The organism is Aeromonas sp. FDAARGOS 1415 (assembly GCF_019048365.1).
Taxonomy (GTDB): domain Bacteria; phylum Pseudomonadota; class Gammaproteobacteria; order Enterobacterales; family Aeromonadaceae; genus Aeromonas; species Aeromonas taiwanensis.
The window spans coordinates 4,186,688-4,202,736 of sequence record NZ_CP077363.1 but is presented as its reverse complement, the minus strand read 5'-3'; the positions used below and the strand labels follow the sequence as shown (position 1 = coordinate 4,202,736).

Here is a 16,049-nt window from a genome sequence, read left to right as displayed (position 1 = left end):
TTTGTGGACAACTGTCAGGTGAATACCATCTCCATACAGATTATATTTTCATCATACTGGCTGCTTGGCATGCATTTTTTCATGCACAACCCCGGCGGTGCGGGGCTTTATCTGCCATTCAATGCCTGGGGCTGGATCTTCGCGAGTCTGATCATGGCGCTGGGGCTATGGCAGGTCACGCTCAACCAGCGGCTGATCGCTTCGCCGCTGCTGATGACCTTGTGGCTTGCAGGTTTGCTACTGCTGTTGCCCATGGCCTATCCCGGCTTTGAGCTGAAAGACTACGCCATTCCCCGTTTGCTGGGGCTGTTTGCCGGGCTGCTGTTTCTGGTGAGCCTCTATCAGTGGCGCTTTGATAGAGAGGCGCGCGACAGGCTGCTTTATCTGTTGCTTGGGGCGGTGGCCATCGAAGCGCTGCTCGGCCTGGTGCAGTATTACCTGCTGGTACCGGGTAACTGGATAGGCTACGACACCCGGGTCAACCGGCCTTACGGCATCTTTCAGCAGCCCAACGTGATGGCGAGTTTTATGGCGACCGGTCTGTCGCTGGCCATCTGGCTAGAGATGAGGGGCCATGCGCACCCCTGGCTCAGGGTGCTGCGCTATGGGGTGATCCTGGCAACGTCCCTGCTGCTGGTGGTGGTGCAATCCCGGGTGGGGCAACTCGGCGGGGTGCTGGCCTTGCTGCTGCTCGTGCCCCGGTTGCACCGTGAGCGGTTGCTGGGCCGGGTGCTGGGTCTGGTGGCCCTGGGGGTTGCGCTCGGGCTGGCCTCCCAGTACGGGATGGCGGGGGCAAAGCGGGGACTGGAGATATACCAGTCCGGCGGCATGCGCTCCATCTACTGGCCTTACGCTGCCAAGCTTATCGCAGAGACACCCTGGACCGGCTGGGGTTATGGCAGTTTCGAGTCGGTGTTCCTCCATCACTACATGGCCGACAAGGCGCTGAACCCGGCCATGGTGCAGATCGAATACAACCTCGATCACCCCCACAACGAGTTTCTCTACTGGGCAGTGGAAGGGGGCCTGGCTCCCATGGTGGGCATGGTGCTGATGGGGGTTGCCCTGCTGTGGCGTGTGAGTCGGGCTGGCTGGGTCAAAGGTGCCGCCTTGCTGGCGCTGGTGACCCCCATTCTGCTGCATACCCAGACCGAATACCCGTTCTACCACGCCATCGCCCTGTGGTGGGCGCTGTTGCTGCTTATCTACGTGGTGGATGCGGAAGTGGAGGAGCAGGATCATGCGAATTGGCGGGAATATGTCTGTCGCCCCTGGCTCTTGTTGCGCTTCGCGGCCATCGCCATTCCCCTCATCGTCGTGCCCTTTATGCTGACGGCCATTCACACGGCCTGGGTGGTGACCAAGTATGAGCGGGGCGGTTACAAACAGCCGGCGCTCCTGCTCGACATCGTCAATCCCATGGCCTGGTTGGCCCGGGTGGAGTTTGACGTGAATGCGGTGCGCCTCATGGTGGGCCTGCAGGCCAACAACAAGGCCGAGCTGGAGGCCTATCTCGACTGGGGGAGGGCGTTCGTGCGCCACACCCCCAGGGCCAACATCTACGCCAACATGGTGATCGCCCTCAATGCCCTGGGTCGCAGTGGGGAGGCTGAACACCTGCGCACCGAGGCCCTGATGCTCTATCCGGGTGAGCCCTTGCTCACCGGCTCGGCGGCCAAACCGGTTGCCGCGACGCTGGAGCGTGCCCCCTCTTCATAGTCCGGTGTGACAGCTCTCGAGATCTCCATCACGGCCGCTTTGCGGCCGTGATCATTTCCAGACCGGGCAAGCTGGCAGTCAGCTTGGATGAGGTAGCCTCCCGAGAGGGATGGCTGGCCGCGGCAAGGCGGTGCCATCGAGTCTGGACTGTTACCGGAGCCGACATTGTGAGGAAGAGTGCATTCATCGTCATCAGCCTGTTCACCCTGATGGGGTCGCCCACGTTTGCGGGCACCAGCGCCGTGGTGGAATACGGCACAGTGCAGGAGAGTCGTCTCATCACCCAGGCGGCGTCTCACCAGAGCGGGGCCCGTCCCCTTCGCACCCTGGGGGCCGCAGCGCTTGGCGCCGCCGTGGGCAGCCAGTTTGGCGGCGGCTCAGGCCAGACAGTCGCGACTACCGTGGGGGCCGTCGCGGGGGCCGAGGTCTCGCGGCGCCGCCAGGGGGACAGCGTTCAGAGCAAGCCGCGGGTCGAGCTGTTGATCAAGACAGAGGCGGGAAAACTGCTCAGCGTCGTGCAGGATCAGGAGCCTGCACTCACCTTTGCCAGGGGGGAGAGGGTGCGCATCCTGACCACGGGGGCGGATACCCGGGTCGACAAGTCGCTCTAGGGCAGTGCCGGCAGTGGCGGATTGCTCAAGGTTGCAGCAAGGGGGTCATCGGCTCGCAAAAATGGGGTTCTCTGCTGGACGGCGGGCACGCCTTGGCTAAGATAACCGTCTTAACGTCTTGTTTGGCAAGGGAGTATGACATGGAGATAGTACTTGGCCCACTGGAGGCCCGCGTGATCGGCTGCCTGATTGAGAAAGAGATCTGCACGCCGGATCAGTACCCTCTCTCGCTCAATGCGCTGGTCAACGCCTGCAACCAGAAGAGCAACCGTGAGCCCGTGCTCGAGCTCGCCGAGCTCGATATCCGCGCTGTGATCGACGAACTGATCCGCCGCCGCCTGGTGGTCAATACCGCCGGTTTCAACGCCCGGGTACCCCGCTACCAGCATCGCTTCTGCAACACCGAATTTGGCGAGCTCAAGTTCACGGCCCAGGAGCTCGGCATCGTCTGCGAATTGCTGCTGCGTGGCCCGCAGACCCCGGGTGAGCTGCGCTCGCGGACCAACCGCCTGTGCAGTTTCGACGATGTGACCGAGGTGGACGGGGTGCTGGCCGGGCTCATCGAGCGCGGCCCCTACGTGGTCAAGCTGCCCCGGGAGCCGGGCAAGCGGGAGTCCCGTTACGCCCACCTGTTCAGCGGGGAGATAGATCTGGATGCCCTGGCCGAGCAGACGCCTGCTGGCGGCAGCCATGCCTCGCCGGCGGCGGACAGGCTGACGGCCCTGGAGGAGGAGGTCGCGACCCTCAAGGCGCAGTTGCAGGCCCTGGAAGCCCGCCTGGCACAGCTAGAAGGCTGAGCGCCAAGCCAGATCCCCCTCATGAGGCGCTGCGGCGCCTCTTTTATTGCGCCGGCCAACCTTCTGGTGGGCGACCCATCCGGCATTATCCTCCGCTTTTTTTGCACTATTTGATCCTTAAGGGTCGAGCCGCCGCCGCTTTCCCGTTAAAATTCCGCCTTTGCATCTGCCCGTGAGTTCCGATGTCAGCCTTCACCCTCTCTTCGGATTGCCATGCCCTGCTCAGCGAGCTGCAACTGCAGCGCGCCGCCAGCACCCGTTACCTGCAAGACACGCTGTACCCGCAGCACACGCCCGAGCGAACGCTGACCGACACCTTGAACCGGCTGCAACACCTGGGACTGATCCGACAGCGTACGGAGCAGCAGTGGAGCCTGACGGCGGAGGGGACCCTGACCCTGATCCTGGCGGTGCGAGCGGGGGAGTGCCCCATGCCGGACTGGAGCCGGGTGCCCTCGGTCACGGGGCAGGAGATGGCACAAGGGGTGGTGCGCCAGCTCTGTCTGGGGGAGGCGGGGCAGATCCCGTCCTACTCCTCGAGCGCCGACCTCCTGAGCCTGCTGGATCTGCCCGATGCCCACCGCCTGCTGCCGGGCTCGAGCCCGGCCTGGCAAACCCTGCTGCTGGAACACTTCGCCCTGCAGACCCTGCTGGATGCGGAGCCGGACGCGAATTGGCCGCTGACCCCGGTGGTCGCGGCCTGTGGTCCGGCACTGACGGTGCAGGCCGATGCGCTGGCTGCCGAGTGGGCGTGGCTCTGCGGCCCGCTCGGCGGCGAGGTGATCACTCACTGGCCGGCGCTGCAGCGACTGGCCGAGCAGGGGGATGAAGGCCCCCTGCTCGAGCGGCTCCTGGGGGCCCTCGAGCAGTGGCGGGGGCAGGGAGCCGTCTCCTGGCCCAGGGTGTTCAGCGCCTTGCTCTGGCTGGGGTGGCTGCAACAGGCGGATCCCGTGCGGGCCAGCGAACAGCGCAAGAAGTGGCAGCGCAGCCTGGGTCATGGCTTCCCTCTGCTGGCGGATCTGCTGGGGCAGTGGGCCGGTGATCGCCACGGTCAGGCCGTCGGCCTGTTCGATACCCTGCAGTTGCCGCCGGAAGAGCTCCATTGGGGCTACCTCTGGCTCGATCTCTGCGCCCTCGCGCGCCACGGCGAGCAGAGCCCCCAGGTAGCCATACTGCACAAGTGGGACCTCTCCCACGTGCTGGGGGCCGAGCCCCGCCACCGGCTGATGGCCTTCTGCCAGGATCTGCTGCGGCTCCTGCTGGGGAGGGAGGCGCGCCATGCCCCGCTGCACGCCTTGCGTGTCGCCACCCAGGAGGAGGCTGAGCCGGATGACGAGGGCAAGGCGCCCGCGTCGGCCAACTGGCTCAACTGGTTGCAGGGGCTGGGGCGCTCGAGCGGCGTGCGCAAGCCGCAGGAGCGGCTGGTCTGGCTGCTCCACGCCGAGGGGCCCGAGCTCGAATGCAAGATCCAGAAGCAGAGCACCAAGGGGGAGTGGACCGCCGGGCGCCGGGTCGATCCGGCCCTGCTCTCCACCCAGTACGCCAGCCTGCTGGACGAGGCGGACTGGGCGCTGGTGCGCACCCTGCCACGCAACATGGGCAAGTTGCCGCGAGACGCCTGGGAGCCCCTGGCGAGCCACCCGCGTCTGTTCAATGCCAGGGGGCAGAGGCTTCAACTGGCCATCAGCGCCCCCCTGCTGCAGATAGTGCGGGTTGACGGTGCCGGCGAGCAGGCGCCTCAGGAGGCGCACATGAGCGCCTTGCTGAGCCCGGCTGCCGCGGCCCGTGGCGCCCATATCGTGCCCCTGGCCCAGGATCTGTGGCAGCTGATCCTGACTCCCCAGGCGCTGGTCGACAGACTGCCTGCGCTGGCCTCCATTCCGATGCTGCCACCGGCGGGGCTGGAGGAGCTGCAACGGGTCCTGGATGGCATCCCGGATCTCCCCTGGCACAGCCAGGTGGCGGGGCTTGCGGGCAATGCCGAGCTGGCCCCCTGGCCCGGCGTCCCCTCGGTCCAGCTGGACTGGCAGGAGGGACAGCTGGTGGTCCAGCTGGTGACCCGCGAGGGCGAACTGCCCCCCTTGCCCCTTGGCAAGGGGGAGGCCATCGTGCGCCAGGGGATCCGCGAGTACCACTATTGGCAGCGAGATCTGGCCGCCGAGAAGGCGGAGGCCCAGCGGCTGCGCAACCAGCTGCCCATCGGCCTGCCCGGCATCGAGTGGAAGCTGGATGGCGAGCAGGCGCTGACCCTGGTCAACGCCCTGCCCGAACTGGTGGACGCCGGTGTGGTCGTGCACTGGCATCAGGACAGCGCAAGGCTCAAGAGCCTGGACGAGGCGGCCCTGAGCCTGCGCATCGAGCGGCGCCAGGACTGGTTCCAGGTGGAGGGGGCCCTGGCGCTGGACGAGCACCAGATCCTCGATCTGCGCCTCATCCTGCGCCAGCTGACCCCGGGTCAGCGCACCGTCCAGCTAGACGAGAAGACCAGCCTGATGCTGAGCGACAAGCTGGTGGAGCGCCTCACCGTGCTGGGGGCCATGCTGGACGGCGAGCAGCGCATCAGCCACAAGCTGGCCTACCCGCTCACCCGCCTGCTCTCCGTCATTACCACGGAGGGAGACGACGCCTGGCACGCCCTGCAGCAGGAGTGGCAACAGGAGGTGAGCTGCCCGCCCGAGCTCCTGACGGCGCTGCGGGACTATCAGAAGGAGGGGGTGCGCTGGATGGCGACCCTGGCGCACCACGGCTTCGGGGCCTGCCTGGCTGACGACATGGGCCTTGGCAAGACGCTGCAGGCGCTCATCGTACTGCGCATGCGCCAGCACCTGGGCCCCGCCCTGGTGGTGGTACCCAAGTCAGTGGTCACCAACTGGCAGGAAGAGGTGGCGCGGTTCGCCCCCGAGCTGGAGGTAGTGGTGTTCGACAACCCCGCCGAGCGGGCGACGCTTATCCAGGAGGCCAGGGCCGGGCAGATCGTCCTGGTCAACTACGGCATGCTTGGCAGCCTCTCCCAGTCCCTCAAGTCCCGCCATTGGGCGAGCATGGTGCTGGACGAGGCGCAGCAGATCAAGAATGCCGGCACCCAGCGCGCCAAGCTGCTGTTCCAGCTCGACGGTGATTTTCGCCTGGCCCTCTCCGGCACCCCCATCGAGAACCATCTAGGGGAGCTGTGGAGCCTGTTCAGCTTCATCAACCCCGGCCTGCTCGGCAGCCTCGGGGAGTTCAAGCGCCGCTTCGGCAAGGCGGTGAAGGATCCCCAGCACATGGCGATGCTGCGGGCGGTGATCAGCCCCTTCATCCTGCGTCGCCTCAAGCAACAGGTGCTGAAAGAGCTGCCGGACAAGACCGAGATCATCCACCACATCAGTCTCTCCCCGGAGGAGCGTCAGCTCTACGAGGCGACGCGGCGCGAGGTGGTGCAGCAGGTGCAAAGCGCCGATGGCCGGGCCCTGATGCACGTGCTGAGCGGCCTGACCCGGCTGCGGCGCCTCTGCTGCTCCCCCCAGCTGGTGATGCCGGAGTGGTCCCAGACCAGCAGCAAGCTGGACGAGGCCATGGCGCTGCTGGACGAGGCCATCGACGGTGGCCACCGGGTGCTGGTGTTCAGCCAGTTCGTCGATCTGCTGAGCCTGCTGCGCAGCCGCATCGAGCAGCGCCAGTGGGACTACTGCTATCTGGACGGCGGCTGCTCCGCCAAGTCCCGTCAGGAGTCCATCCTGCGTTTTCGCCACGAGGCGGTGCCCCTGTTTCTCATCAGCCTCAAGGCGGGGGGGACCGGGCTCAACCTGACCCAGGCCGATACCGTCTTGCACCTGGACCCCTGGTGGAACCCGGCGGTGGAGGATCAGGCGAGCGATCGGGCCCACCGCATGGGGCAGACCCAGCCGGTGACCGTATACCGGCTGGTGTGCGAGCAGACGGTGGAGGAGAAGATAGTGGCGCTGCACGACGAGAAGCGGGCCCTGGCAGACGGTCTCCTGAGCGGCCAGTCCGAGGTGAAGGGGCTGGATGTGGAGAGTCTGCGGGCCCTGTTGATGAGCTGACGGGCAATCATGGACGAGGGGGAGCATCATGCTCCCCCTCGTCGTTTTGGGGTTGTGTGGTCGGCCGGTGCCGGTGAGGAGCGTTATTGCCCGTGTTACCCCTGATAGAGGTAGAGGTGCAGCCGCTCTATGATGGGATCGCCGCCAATCTTGCGATCTCGCCGCGCCTGGCGCAGCTTGGGCGGGTAGTGCCCCAGGTGGGTGATTGCGGGGGACGTGTCGGAGCAGAGCAGCAGCGGCAGGCTCGCCTTGAGCTGCTGCTTGCGTGGCTCCCTGTCTTGCCATAGCAGGTTGATCATGGGGTGGGTCTTGACCGGCCGGCGGATCCGAAGCTCGGCATCCGCCGGCAGGCGGCGAATGTCGTACACCTCCTGATCCACCATCTTGCTCCACTCCTCGTTGTCCGACAGCGCCGGGATGTAGCGGCGGCTGCGCTCAAGCATCTCCAGCACCTGCTCGCGGCTGAGGCGGCTGATGCTCTGCTTGTCGGCCCAGGTGAAGCCGAGGGAGTGGAGCTCCCCCGCGAGCAGGGTCAGCTTGCGATAGACCTGCAGGGTGATGACGCCGGGCAGGGCGCCGTGCACCAGCTCGAACTTCTCGTCCCGTCCGCCGGCGGCCTGTACCAGGGTCTTGAAAGTGAGCTTGTGGCCGTTGATCTCTTCGAGCAGCGGGCGCAGCCGTGCAGCGCTGGCGGCGGGGAAGCGCAGCCAGCCCGGCAGCCGGTGCGTGGCCTTGGTGGAGCAGCCGGGGCGGGCGCTGTGATCCTGAAAGGCCGCCAGGGTTGCGGCCAGCGCCGCCTCGCCCGAGAGGTGGCCCACGTCGATGGTCTCGATGGGATCGTGCTCTTCCCCCTGCGCTACGGGAGGGAGAGGATAGACATGGGCCTCCAGCAAATCGAGCTGGCCGAGCTGCCGGGCGAGGCGGGCCAGGGCCTCTTCCAGCAGGGCCATCTGCTGACGCAGGGCGGCGGTGGGGGTGAAGGTATCCATCGGCAGGTCCTGTGTGTGGCCTCTCCATCGTTCACCGGGGAGGGCAGCATGATAAACTACTGTATAAATAACCATACCAGCATGTCGACAGAGTGCCAAGTGCCCCTTTTTCACCCCAAGCGGTGCAATCAGTCTGGCGGCCAGGCCGAGTTACCCATCAGTATCTTTCTGTTAAATAACGATCTTTAAATGATCCAATCGTTAACAATTGACGGTGAGGGCGCCCGGGGCGCTCGTTGCCGCCCTGGTGACCAGTGCATAGCTAACATGGGAAAGTGCATAGTTAGAAGCCCGGGATGCAGGAGAAAATGCTGCCGAGTGGTCAAAGGTGATTCTTGGTTGTTATTTTGCATATAATTCATGTAGTTACAGTGTTAGGTGTGGCGACATCAACCATTACTTTTACTAATGTCATGTATCAAAATTCGTCAATTGAGACGCCTCGGCGGCCTGACTAAGCTCTGCGCATCAAATCCGAGCCTTGCGCAGAACTAGAGAGAGGAGCCATATCATGGCCAACATGACTTATACCGAAGCCGGTTACCAGCATTCCAGCGAATCGAATCTGGTTGCTCGCGCCAAGATGACCGTACTGACCTGGCTGGAACGCAGCCGCAGCCGTCGCCAGCTCTCCGAGCTGCCCGCCTACCTGCTCAAGGACATCGGTCTGAACGAAGCCGACCGCTATCAAGAGACCACCAAGCCGTTCTGGCGTGGTTGATCAGCCGGGCATGGATGCCTCGTTTTTTTGCTGATTATTTGGGCATGATGCCCGTGGCCCGACCTGAGGCCTGATTTTCTCCCTGTGTGTTGCAGCCCCCCGATACGGCTCCCTGCCTTTTGCTCCCCCTTATGTTCGTGCCTCACGAGCAGCCATCATCAGTTGTTAATTTTGTATCCTTACTGTTTGAATTTGTTTAAAAACTGATTTTCAGCCCGCCCGCTTTACGTATAATCCGCCCATGGTATTCCCGACAAGAGGGTGAGATGGATGATTCCCCAGCATGACTTTTTGGCCCTGACACGCCGCCACGAGTGGCAGCTTGATCCTTTCGCCTTCGATCTGCCTGATGGCACCAGAGTGAGCGTATGGGACACAGGTGTGCTCTGCCTGGAACCTGCCCGTGGGGCAGGGGAGCTGCCGGGGGGGCGCAAGGATATCGTGCTCTCCTGCGGCATCCACGGCAACGAGACCGCTCCCATCGAGATCTGCAACCAGCTGCTGAGCCGGCTGCTCAGCGGGGAGCTCAGGGCCCGTCACCGGGTGCTGTTCCTCTTTGGCAACCCCGCAGCCATGAACCAGGGGCTGCGGGAGGTGGAAGAGAACATGAACCGGCTCTTCTCCGGCGCCCACAGCAGGGGGGAGGGGCTGTGCAACCGGGAGCGCATTCGCGCCATGCGCCTGGAGCAGTATGTGAGCCGCTTCTTTGCCAACCCGGCCAGACCCCGCTATCACTACGATCTGCACACCGCCATCCGCGGCTCGCGCCACGAGAAGTTCGCCGTCTATCCCTTCCCCCACGAGCGTCCGCACTGCAAGGAGCAGGTGCGCTTCCTCGGGGCCTGCGGCGTGCGCACCATACTGCTTTCGAGCGGTCCGACCACCACCTTCAGCTATTACAGCTCGCACCAGCACGGCGCCCATGCCTTCACCGTGGAGCTGGGCAAGGTACGCCCCTTCGGCGAGAACGACATGACCCGTTTCATCGAGGCGCGCCAGGCGTTGCAGGAGCTGGTGACCCAGGACGAGGTGCAGCTCGAGCCGTGGCAGGCGGATGACTTCACTATCTTTACCATCGATCGCGTCATCAACAAGCAGTCGGCCCAGTTCCGCTTCCTGTTTGCCAGCGACGTGGACAATTTCACCGAGTTTCCCCAGGGGTTTGTGCTGGCCGAAGACGGGAATCTGCAATACAAGGTAGAAAAACCGCGGGAGGCGGTGGTCTTCCCCAATGCCAACGTGGCCATCGGCCAGCGCACCATGCTGCTGGTGGTGCCTACCCGCTTGTGGGAGTGACTCGGGTCTGCCTTCTCGAAGCAAACCCGCGCCCCGGGCGGCCGACAGCGCCGCTCTTCGGGGAGAAGTGATCCCGAACTCACTATGGAAGGGAGCCTGAATAGGCTCCCTTCTACGTTTCTGCTCGCCGAAAATTCACTGCCTTTCAGAAATTAAAGAAGTTTCTACTGGTCTTATCTGTCTGAATCCCATTGCCCTTTGGTTAACATTCTATTTACATTCTAAGGGTCACCTCATGGTGGTGACGATGACAACGGCAAGGAGCCAGTTATGACCCATGTCGACATCCCCTTCCTTCGTTACCTCGATGAGGAGGGGCGCCCGGTCGCAACACTGCCGACCTGGCTGGACAAGGCGATACTGCACACCTTCTACCGCAACATGGTGATGGTGCGCAGCTACGACAAGAAAGCGATTGCACTGCAGCGGACCGGCAAGCTCGGCACTTTCCCCTCCCACCTCGGCGCCGAGGCGGTGGGGATAGGGGTCGGTCTCGCCATGCAGCCTCAGGATGTCTATGTGCCCTACTATCGGGACATGCCCACCCTCTACGTGCGCGGGGTACCCATGGAGCAGAACCTGCAGTATTGGGGCGGGGATGAGAGGGGCAGCGTCTTTTACAAGGCTGATGGCGAGCTGTCGGAAGATCTGCCCATCTGCGTGCCCATCGCGACCCAGATCACCCACGCCGCCGGAGTGGCCGCCGCCTTCAAGCTGCGCAACCAGCCCAGGGTGGCCGTGGTCACCATCGGCGACGGCGGTACCTCCAAGGGGGACTTCCTTGAGGGGCTCAACTGCGCTGGGGTCTGGCATCTCCCCATGGTGATGATCATCAACAACAACCAGTGGGCCATCTCGGTGCCCCGCAAGCTGCAGTCGAGCGCCCCGACCCTGGCCCAGAAAGGGATAGGAGCAGGGGTGCGCAGCATCCAGGTCGACGGCAACGACGTGGTGGCCGTCTTCGATGCGACCCGCACCGCCATCGAGCGTGCCCGCAGCGGCAAGGGGCCGACCCTCATCGAGGCGGTCAGCTACCGGCTCGGGGATCACACCACCGCCGACGATGCGACCCGTTATCGCGACGGCGCCGAGGTGGAGGCCGCCTGGGCCAAGGAGCCTGTCAAGCGGCTGCGCCAGTTCATGGCCGGGCAGGGGTGGTGGGATGAAGCGCTGGAGCAGGCGCTGCTTGCGGAGGCAAGTCGGGAAGTCGATCGCGCCGTCGCTGCCTATGAGGCCGTGACGCCCCAGGCGCCGGAAACCCTGCTGGATTACCAGTTTGCCGAGCTGCCGAAGGACTATCGCGCCCAGCGTCGGCGCATCATCGCCAAGGGCATGCAACAGCATGGCGGGGAGGAAGCATGAGTGATATGACGTTGCTCGAGGCCGTCAATCTGGCGTTGCACCACGAGATGGAACACGACCCCGACGTGGTGGTGCTGGGAGAGGACGTGGGGGTCAACGGCGGGGTGTTTCGTGCCACCGTGGGCCTGCGCGACAAGTTCGGCTTCAAGCGGGTGATAGACACGCCGCTGGCAGAGGGGCTGATCGCCGGGGTGGCGGTGGGCATGGCGACCCAGGGGCTCAAGCCCGTCGCCGAGTTCCAGTTCCAGGGGTTCATCTTCCCCGGCATGGAGCAGATCGTCTGCCAGGCGGCACGCATGCGCAACCGCACCCGTGGCCGCCTCACCTGCCCCATCGTATACCGCTCGCCCTATGGGGCCGGCATCCACTCCCCCGAACACCACAGCGAGAGCGTGGAGGCGTTGTTTGCCCACATCCCCGGGCTGAGAGTGGTCATCCCCTCCAGCCCGAGACGGGCCTATGGTCTGTTGCTTTCGGCCATTCGCGACCCGGATCCTGTGCTTTTCTTCGAGCCTGATCGCATCTATCGCTCCATGAAGTCGGACGTGGTGGATGACGGCGTCGGCCTGCCCCTGGATGTCTGTTTCACCCTGAGACCGGGCCGGGATCTGACCGTGGTCGCCTGGGGGGCCTGCATCCAGGAGGTGATGCGGGCAGCCGCGCAGCTGGCGGAGCAGGACATCCAGTGCGAGGTGCTGGATCTCGCCACCATCAAGCCACTGGACATGGAGACCATCCTGACTTCGGTACGCAAGACCGGGCGTCTGCTGGTGGTGCACGAGGCCTGCGGCAGCTTCGGGGTGGGGGCCGAGATAGTGGCGCGGGTGACCGAGGAGGCGCTCACCAGCCTCAAGGCTCCCCCCAGGAGGCTGACCGGGGTGGATGCCGCCGTCCCCTACTATCGCAACGAGGAGTATTACCTCATCACCGAGCAGGATATTGCGGATGCGGCTCGCCAGCTGATGGAGAACAAATGGCTATGACGTTGCAAGGATGTCTGCGAGCAGGCGGCCGGGCAACACTCAGCCATGCATGCTGTCAACTTTTGGTGATGTCTCTGCGGATGGAGAACGGGTCATGAAATTTTTCAAATTACCGGATCTGGGTGAAGGACTGGCCGAGGCCGAGATCGTCGAATGGAAGGTGAGTGCCGGCGATACCGTGAGTGTCGATCAGGTGCTGTTGTCGGTGGAGACCGCCAAGGCGCTGGTGGATGTGCCCTCGCCGGTGGCAGGGGTGATCGCCCGGCTGTGCGGCCAGGAGGGGGATATCCTGCACATCGGCGCCCCCCTGGTGGAATTCGAAGGGGGGGAAGACGACGGAACCGTGGTGGGCAAGGTGAGCTCCCATCAGCAGCACATCGAGGATCACTTCGTGGTGGGTGCCATGGCCCCCGGTGGCAGCCTGGTGCAGGCCATGCCAGCGGTGCGCCTGTTGGCGCAGAAGCTGGGACTGGACATCGACAGGATCAAGGGCAGCGGCAGCGCCGGCATGGTAACCGAACAGGACGTGCAGAGCGCCTTCGAGGCCCAGCAGGAGAGCGGCAACGAATTCCTCAAGGGATCGCGGCGGGCCATGGCAAAAGCGATGGAGCACTCCCACCAGACTGTGGTGCCGGTCAGCATCACGGATGAGGTGGACTTGCGCCACTGGCGGGCTGATGAAGACGTGACGGTGCGCCTCATCAAGGCGATTGGCGTCGCCTGTCGGGCCGAGCCTTCCATGAATGCCTGGTTTGACGGAGACACCCTGTCGCGGCGCCTGTTCAAGGAGGTCAACGTGGCCATTGCCGTGGATTCCAGACACGGGCTCTATGTGCCGGTGATGGAGAATGTGGCAGAGCGGGGCAGGGCTGACATCCGCCAGGGGCTGGATCGGATGATCGCCGACGTGAAGGCGCGGGCCGTGCCGCGGGAGATGCTGCAGGGGGCGACCATCACGCTCACCAACTTCGGCGCCATCGCGGGCCGTTACGCCAGCCCCATCGTCACGCCACCCCAGGTGGCCATCATAGGGGCGGGGAAACTGTTCGAGAAGGTAGTGTTCGTGCATGGGGAAGCGCGTCCGGTCAGGGCACTGCCGCTGTCGATGACGTTCGACCACCGGGCCTGTACCGGCGGCGAGGCGGCACGCTTCCTCAAAGCCCTGGTTCAGGCACTGGAATCTGCGGAGGTATAAGCGTTTGTACCCTGCCTCTGGCAGGGTACAAATTTGTTTGCGTAATCGACAAAGGGACGTATAATCTCAACCAGCTTGAAAGGGCGATAGTTATGTCAATGAATATGATGTTTTGCATCTTTTCCTGTTGTTCATAAGTTAATCCCGTTTTTTGAGCTTTATCCGCTGAAAAGCATAAGTAATTATTTTGAATACAGGTTTAAAGATATGTCCAACATGATCACCGGTACCGTCAAGTTCTTCAACGAAACCAAAGGCTTTGGCTTCATTCAGCAAGAAAACGGCCCGGACGTTTTCGTTCACTTCAGCGCCATCCAAGGTAACGGCTTCCGTACCCTGGCTGAAGGTCAGCGCGTACAGTTCTCTGTGACCCAAGGTCAGAAAGGCCCGCAGGCTGAGAACGTAACTGCTCTGTAATTCTTACAGAATTTAAGAAAGCCGTGGTACCTCTGGTGCCACGGCTTTTTGTTTTGTGGCATCTTTATTACATCCCCTTGCCATGGCCCTCACTATGCTCCCATCACTCCTCTTGACCCTGACGCTGCTCAATCCCGTCAATGCCCAGATGGCGGATCCCGTTGCCCGCGATGCCGTGTCCGTATGTCAGCAATTCGTTCAGGTCAGGCTGGGAGAGGCGACGTTGCCGGAAGAGGTGAAAGCACGGCCTGTACCAAAACGGGCGGGCGAGTGGCTGATCGATGGCAAGATAAAAGGACCCGAAGGTCCTTTGCTGTTTGCCTGTCTGCTGCGCCAGGGGGAGCACTGGGAGTTGCTCAACTTCTCGCTCTGGGCGCCGCAAGAACTCAACTCGGCTTGAGTGCGGCCAGCAGGTGCTGGAGATGTTCCAGCATGGTCATCCCGAAGGGGGTCAGATAGCCGCCATCGGTGGCGCTGATGAGGCCCTGGCTGTGCAGACGCTCCGCCGCCTGGCACAGCTCGCTGGACATGTCGCTGCGCAGCTTGATCCCCTGGCTCATGTTTGCCGGATCAAAGCATGCCAGTATTTTCAGCTCATTCACAAAATCGTCAGAAACCTGGTTGATCCCACTCATGGATGCACTCCTTAACGCTAAAGATGTATGCAACCTAGCATCCCCGGTGCCACTTTAGTGGGCGCTGGCTCAAACTATTGGTCTTTATCGGGACCCGTGCAGCGAGAACGCTGCTTTTTTGGGCTGTTACGTGCCGCTCACCGGGTGGGTGGGGCAGGGCCCGAGTCCCCCCAAACATGATAGAATGGGTTCTCGTTTACTCCCATGGCCGGGTATGACGCCGGGTCATTCAGTTCAAGGCGCGTCTCATGACAACAGTCACTCTGGTATCTCTGCTGCACTCTCTGGGCCCCCGTTTTCCCGTCTACGCCCCGTCCTTGCTGCTGCCCTTGCTCGATGGGCATCAGGGGGATCTCTGGTTGCCACCCATCGAGGGGGAGGATGTCGGTGCCCTGCGCCAGCATGCCAAGGGGAAGGCGGCTCAGAGCCTGGCGCCGCTGGCGGCGGGCTGGTGTGACTTTGCACTCTCTGACGGGGGGGATGCGCCCGAACTCGAGGCGCTGGCGAGCTACGATGAGGAGATGCTGGACAACCTGCTGATGTACTGGCGCTACCCGGACAAGATAAACAGCCCGATCACCGATAACCTGTTCGAGCTGCGCCGGGAGGTGGTGGATGAGGCTCATGGCGTCAGACTGGCGGGGGCCTGGCAACAGCAACAGCAGGCGCGGCTCGGGCAGATCATGGAAGGGGCGCGGGCCGGGCGCGATCAACTCTGTTTCGTGGAGGTGGAGTCCGCCTACTGGCTGCGGCAGCAGTTGATGGAGATGGACGGCATCACCCTGGTGACGCCGACCCTGGAATGAGGCGCCGACGTGTCTCCTGCTGGACAAGGCGCCGCCAAGATGTGAACATGTCGCCCTTTATTGAATGAGAGACTTGACCGATGAGCTATGAACTTAGCGACACCGAGCGCAATGCCGCGCTGCAACTGAACGCCGACTACCGCTTTGATCACTTCATCAGCAAGCTGGTCGAGCATGAAGAGCTGTTTGTCCTGACCGACGAACACGGCGTCATGATGCTGACCACCGAAGAGGAAGACTGCATCCCGGTGTGGCCGCACCCCGACTACGCCAAGGCCTGGGCCGAAGGGGAGTGGGCCGAGTGCAAGCCGCAGTCCATCACCCTGAAGGTGTGGCTGGATCGCTGGGTGGATGGCATGGAGCAGGACGAACTCTGCGTCGCCGTGTTCCCGACGCCGGATCAGGAAGGTATCGTGCTGGATCCGGCCGATGTGGCCGACGCCATCGCCCAGAAGCAGGCCAAGCGCGGCTGAAA

The 16,049-nt window shown here is 63.4% G+C and carries 15 protein-coding genes; 13 read left to right on the top strand and 2 right to left on the bottom strand.

Annotated elements, in window-relative coordinates; genetic code table 11:
• The first annotated feature begins 81 nt into the window (after window positions 1-81).
• The 4 genes from I6L45_RS19435 (at window position 82) to I6L45_RS19420 (ending at window position 7,170) form a co-directional block, all read left to right on the top strand.
• Window positions 82-1,719: a PglL family O-oligosaccharyltransferase gene (locus tag I6L45_RS19435; protein WP_216983004.1), complete on the top strand. Its 1,638-nt coding sequence runs from the start codon at window positions 82-84 to the stop codon at window positions 1,717-1,719.
• Window positions 1,720-1,886: 167 nt separating this feature from the next.
• Window positions 1,887-2,330: a glycine zipper 2TM domain-containing protein gene (locus I6L45_RS19430; protein ID WP_216983003.1), complete on the top strand. Its 444-nt coding sequence runs from the start codon at window positions 1,887-1,889 to the stop codon at window positions 2,328-2,330.
• Between the two features lie 140 nt (window positions 2,331-2,470).
• Window positions 2,471-3,127 (top strand): YceH family protein, encoded by a 657-nt coding sequence (locus I6L45_RS19425; protein WP_134695116.1) that lies wholly within the window; start codon window positions 2,471-2,473, stop codon window positions 3,125-3,127.
• Window positions 3,128-3,309: 182 nt separating this feature from the next.
• Entirely contained in the window at window positions 3,310-7,170 is a 3,861-nt protein-coding gene (locus tag I6L45_RS19420; protein ID WP_216983002.1) for a DEAD/DEAH box helicase, read from the top strand.
• Window positions 7,171-7,265: 95 nt separating this feature from the next.
• On the opposite strand, the gene I6L45_RS19415 is transcribed toward I6L45_RS19420, so the two are convergent.
• Window positions 7,266-8,159 carry a DNA replication terminus site-binding protein gene (locus I6L45_RS19415; protein WP_216983001.1) on the bottom strand — a complete coding sequence of 298 codons (894 nt, stop codon included), beginning with the start codon at window positions 8,157-8,159 and terminating at the stop codon, window positions 7,266-7,268.
• 511 nt (window positions 8,160-8,670) lie between these two features.
• On the opposite strand from I6L45_RS19415, the gene I6L45_RS19410 reads away from it, so the two are divergent.
• The 7 genes from I6L45_RS19410 to I6L45_RS19380 all read left to right on the top strand — a co-directional run bounded on the left by I6L45_RS19410 (window position 8,671) and on the right by I6L45_RS19380 (window position 14,533).
• On the top strand, window positions 8,671-8,880 hold the full coding sequence (locus I6L45_RS19410; RefSeq protein ID WP_043759354.1) for a DUF1127 domain-containing protein: 210 nt from the start codon (window positions 8,671-8,673) through the stop codon (window positions 8,878-8,880).
• A gap of 270 nt (window positions 8,881-9,150) precedes the next feature.
• A complete protein-coding gene (gene astE / locus I6L45_RS19405) occupies window positions 9,151-10,176 on the top strand; it encodes a succinylglutamate desuccinylase (RefSeq protein WP_216983000.1) in 1,026 nt (341 codons plus the stop codon).
• 270 nt (window positions 10,177-10,446) lie between these two features.
• On the top strand, window positions 10,447-11,538 hold the full coding sequence (gene pdhA / locus I6L45_RS19400) for a pyruvate dehydrogenase (acetyl-transferring) E1 component subunit alpha (protein WP_216982999.1): 1,092 nt from the start codon (window positions 10,447-10,449) through the stop codon (window positions 11,536-11,538).
• Window positions 11,535-12,521 (top strand): alpha-ketoacid dehydrogenase subunit beta, encoded by a 987-nt coding sequence (locus I6L45_RS19395; RefSeq protein WP_216982998.1) that lies wholly within the window; start codon window positions 11,535-11,537, stop codon window positions 12,519-12,521. Before pdhA ends, I6L45_RS19395 begins: the two co-directional genes overlap by 4 nt.
• A 94-nt stretch (window positions 12,522-12,615) precedes the next feature.
• Entirely contained in the window at window positions 12,616-13,716 is a 1,101-nt protein-coding gene (locus I6L45_RS19390; RefSeq protein ID WP_216982997.1) for a dihydrolipoamide acetyltransferase family protein, read from the top strand.
• 207 nt (window positions 13,717-13,923) lie between these two features.
• Window positions 13,924-14,133: a cold-shock protein gene (locus tag I6L45_RS19385; RefSeq protein WP_005302803.1), complete on the top strand. Its 210-nt coding sequence runs from the start codon at window positions 13,924-13,926 to the stop codon at window positions 14,131-14,133.
• Between the two features lie 94 nt (window positions 14,134-14,227).
• Complete coding sequence (locus I6L45_RS19380; protein WP_043759597.1) at window positions 14,228-14,533, top strand: hypothetical protein; 306 nt, start codon at window positions 14,228-14,230, stop codon at window positions 14,531-14,533.
• On the opposite strand, the gene I6L45_RS19375 is transcribed toward I6L45_RS19380, so the two are convergent.
• Window positions 14,520-14,768 carry a TIGR02647 family protein gene (locus I6L45_RS19375; RefSeq protein WP_210550360.1) on the bottom strand — a complete coding sequence of 83 codons (249 nt, stop codon included), beginning with the start codon at window positions 14,766-14,768 and terminating at the stop codon, window positions 14,520-14,522. The genes I6L45_RS19380 and I6L45_RS19375 overlap by 14 nt on opposite strands.
• Window positions 14,769-15,016: 248 nt before the next feature.
• On the opposite strand from I6L45_RS19375, the gene I6L45_RS19370 reads away from it, so the two are divergent.
• Together I6L45_RS19370 and I6L45_RS19365 are read left to right on the top strand one after the other, a co-directional pair.
• Window positions 15,017-15,574, top strand: coding sequence for a hypothetical protein (locus I6L45_RS19370; protein WP_216982996.1), 558 nt, complete (start codon window positions 15,017-15,019; stop codon window positions 15,572-15,574).
• 80 nt (window positions 15,575-15,654) lie between these two features.
• A complete protein-coding gene (locus I6L45_RS19365; RefSeq protein ID WP_043759364.1) occupies window positions 15,655-16,047 on the top strand; it encodes a DUF2750 domain-containing protein in 393 nt (130 codons plus the stop codon).
• Window positions 16,048-16,049 lie beyond the last annotated feature (2 nt).

What these genes read in the sequence shown, in the direction of transcription:
- I6L45_RS19435 (WP_216983004.1), top strand. Translation starts at nt 82, where the DNA reads ATGCACAACCCCGGCGGTGCGGGGCTTTATCTGCCATTCAATGCCTGG.
- I6L45_RS19425 (WP_134695116.1), top strand. Translation starts at nt 2,471, where the DNA reads ATGGAGATAGTACTTGGCCCACTGGAGGCCCGCGTGATCGGCTGCCTG.
- I6L45_RS19420 (WP_216983002.1), top strand. Translation starts at nt 3,310, where the DNA reads ATGTCAGCCTTCACCCTCTCTTCGGATTGCCATGCCCTGCTCAGCGAG.
- I6L45_RS19415 (WP_216983001.1), bottom strand. Translation starts at nt 8,159, where the DNA reads ATGGATACCTTCACCCCCACCGCCGCCCTGCGTCAGCAGATGGCCCTG.
- I6L45_RS19410 (WP_043759354.1), top strand. Translation starts at nt 8,671, where the DNA reads ATGGCCAACATGACTTATACCGAAGCCGGTTACCAGCATTCCAGCGAA.
- astE (WP_216983000.1), top strand. Translation starts at nt 9,151, where the DNA reads ATGATTCCCCAGCATGACTTTTTGGCCCTGACACGCCGCCACGAGTGG.
- pdhA (WP_216982999.1), top strand. Translation starts at nt 10,447, where the DNA reads ATGACCCATGTCGACATCCCCTTCCTTCGTTACCTCGATGAGGAGGGG.
- I6L45_RS19395 (WP_216982998.1), top strand. Translation starts at nt 11,535, where the DNA reads ATGAGTGATATGACGTTGCTCGAGGCCGTCAATCTGGCGTTGCACCAC.
- I6L45_RS19390 (WP_216982997.1), top strand. Translation starts at nt 12,616, where the DNA reads ATGAAATTTTTCAAATTACCGGATCTGGGTGAAGGACTGGCCGAGGCC.
- I6L45_RS19385 (WP_005302803.1), top strand. Translation starts at nt 13,924, where the DNA reads ATGTCCAACATGATCACCGGTACCGTCAAGTTCTTCAACGAAACCAAA.
- I6L45_RS19380 (WP_043759597.1), top strand. Translation starts at nt 14,228, where the DNA reads ATGCTCCCATCACTCCTCTTGACCCTGACGCTGCTCAATCCCGTCAAT.
- I6L45_RS19375 (WP_210550360.1), bottom strand. Translation starts at nt 14,768, where the DNA reads ATGAGTGGGATCAACCAGGTTTCTGACGATTTTGTGAATGAGCTGAAA.
- I6L45_RS19370 (WP_216982996.1), top strand. Translation starts at nt 15,017, where the DNA reads ATGACAACAGTCACTCTGGTATCTCTGCTGCACTCTCTGGGCCCCCGT.
- I6L45_RS19365 (WP_043759364.1), top strand. Translation starts at nt 15,655, where the DNA reads ATGAGCTATGAACTTAGCGACACCGAGCGCAATGCCGCGCTGCAACTG.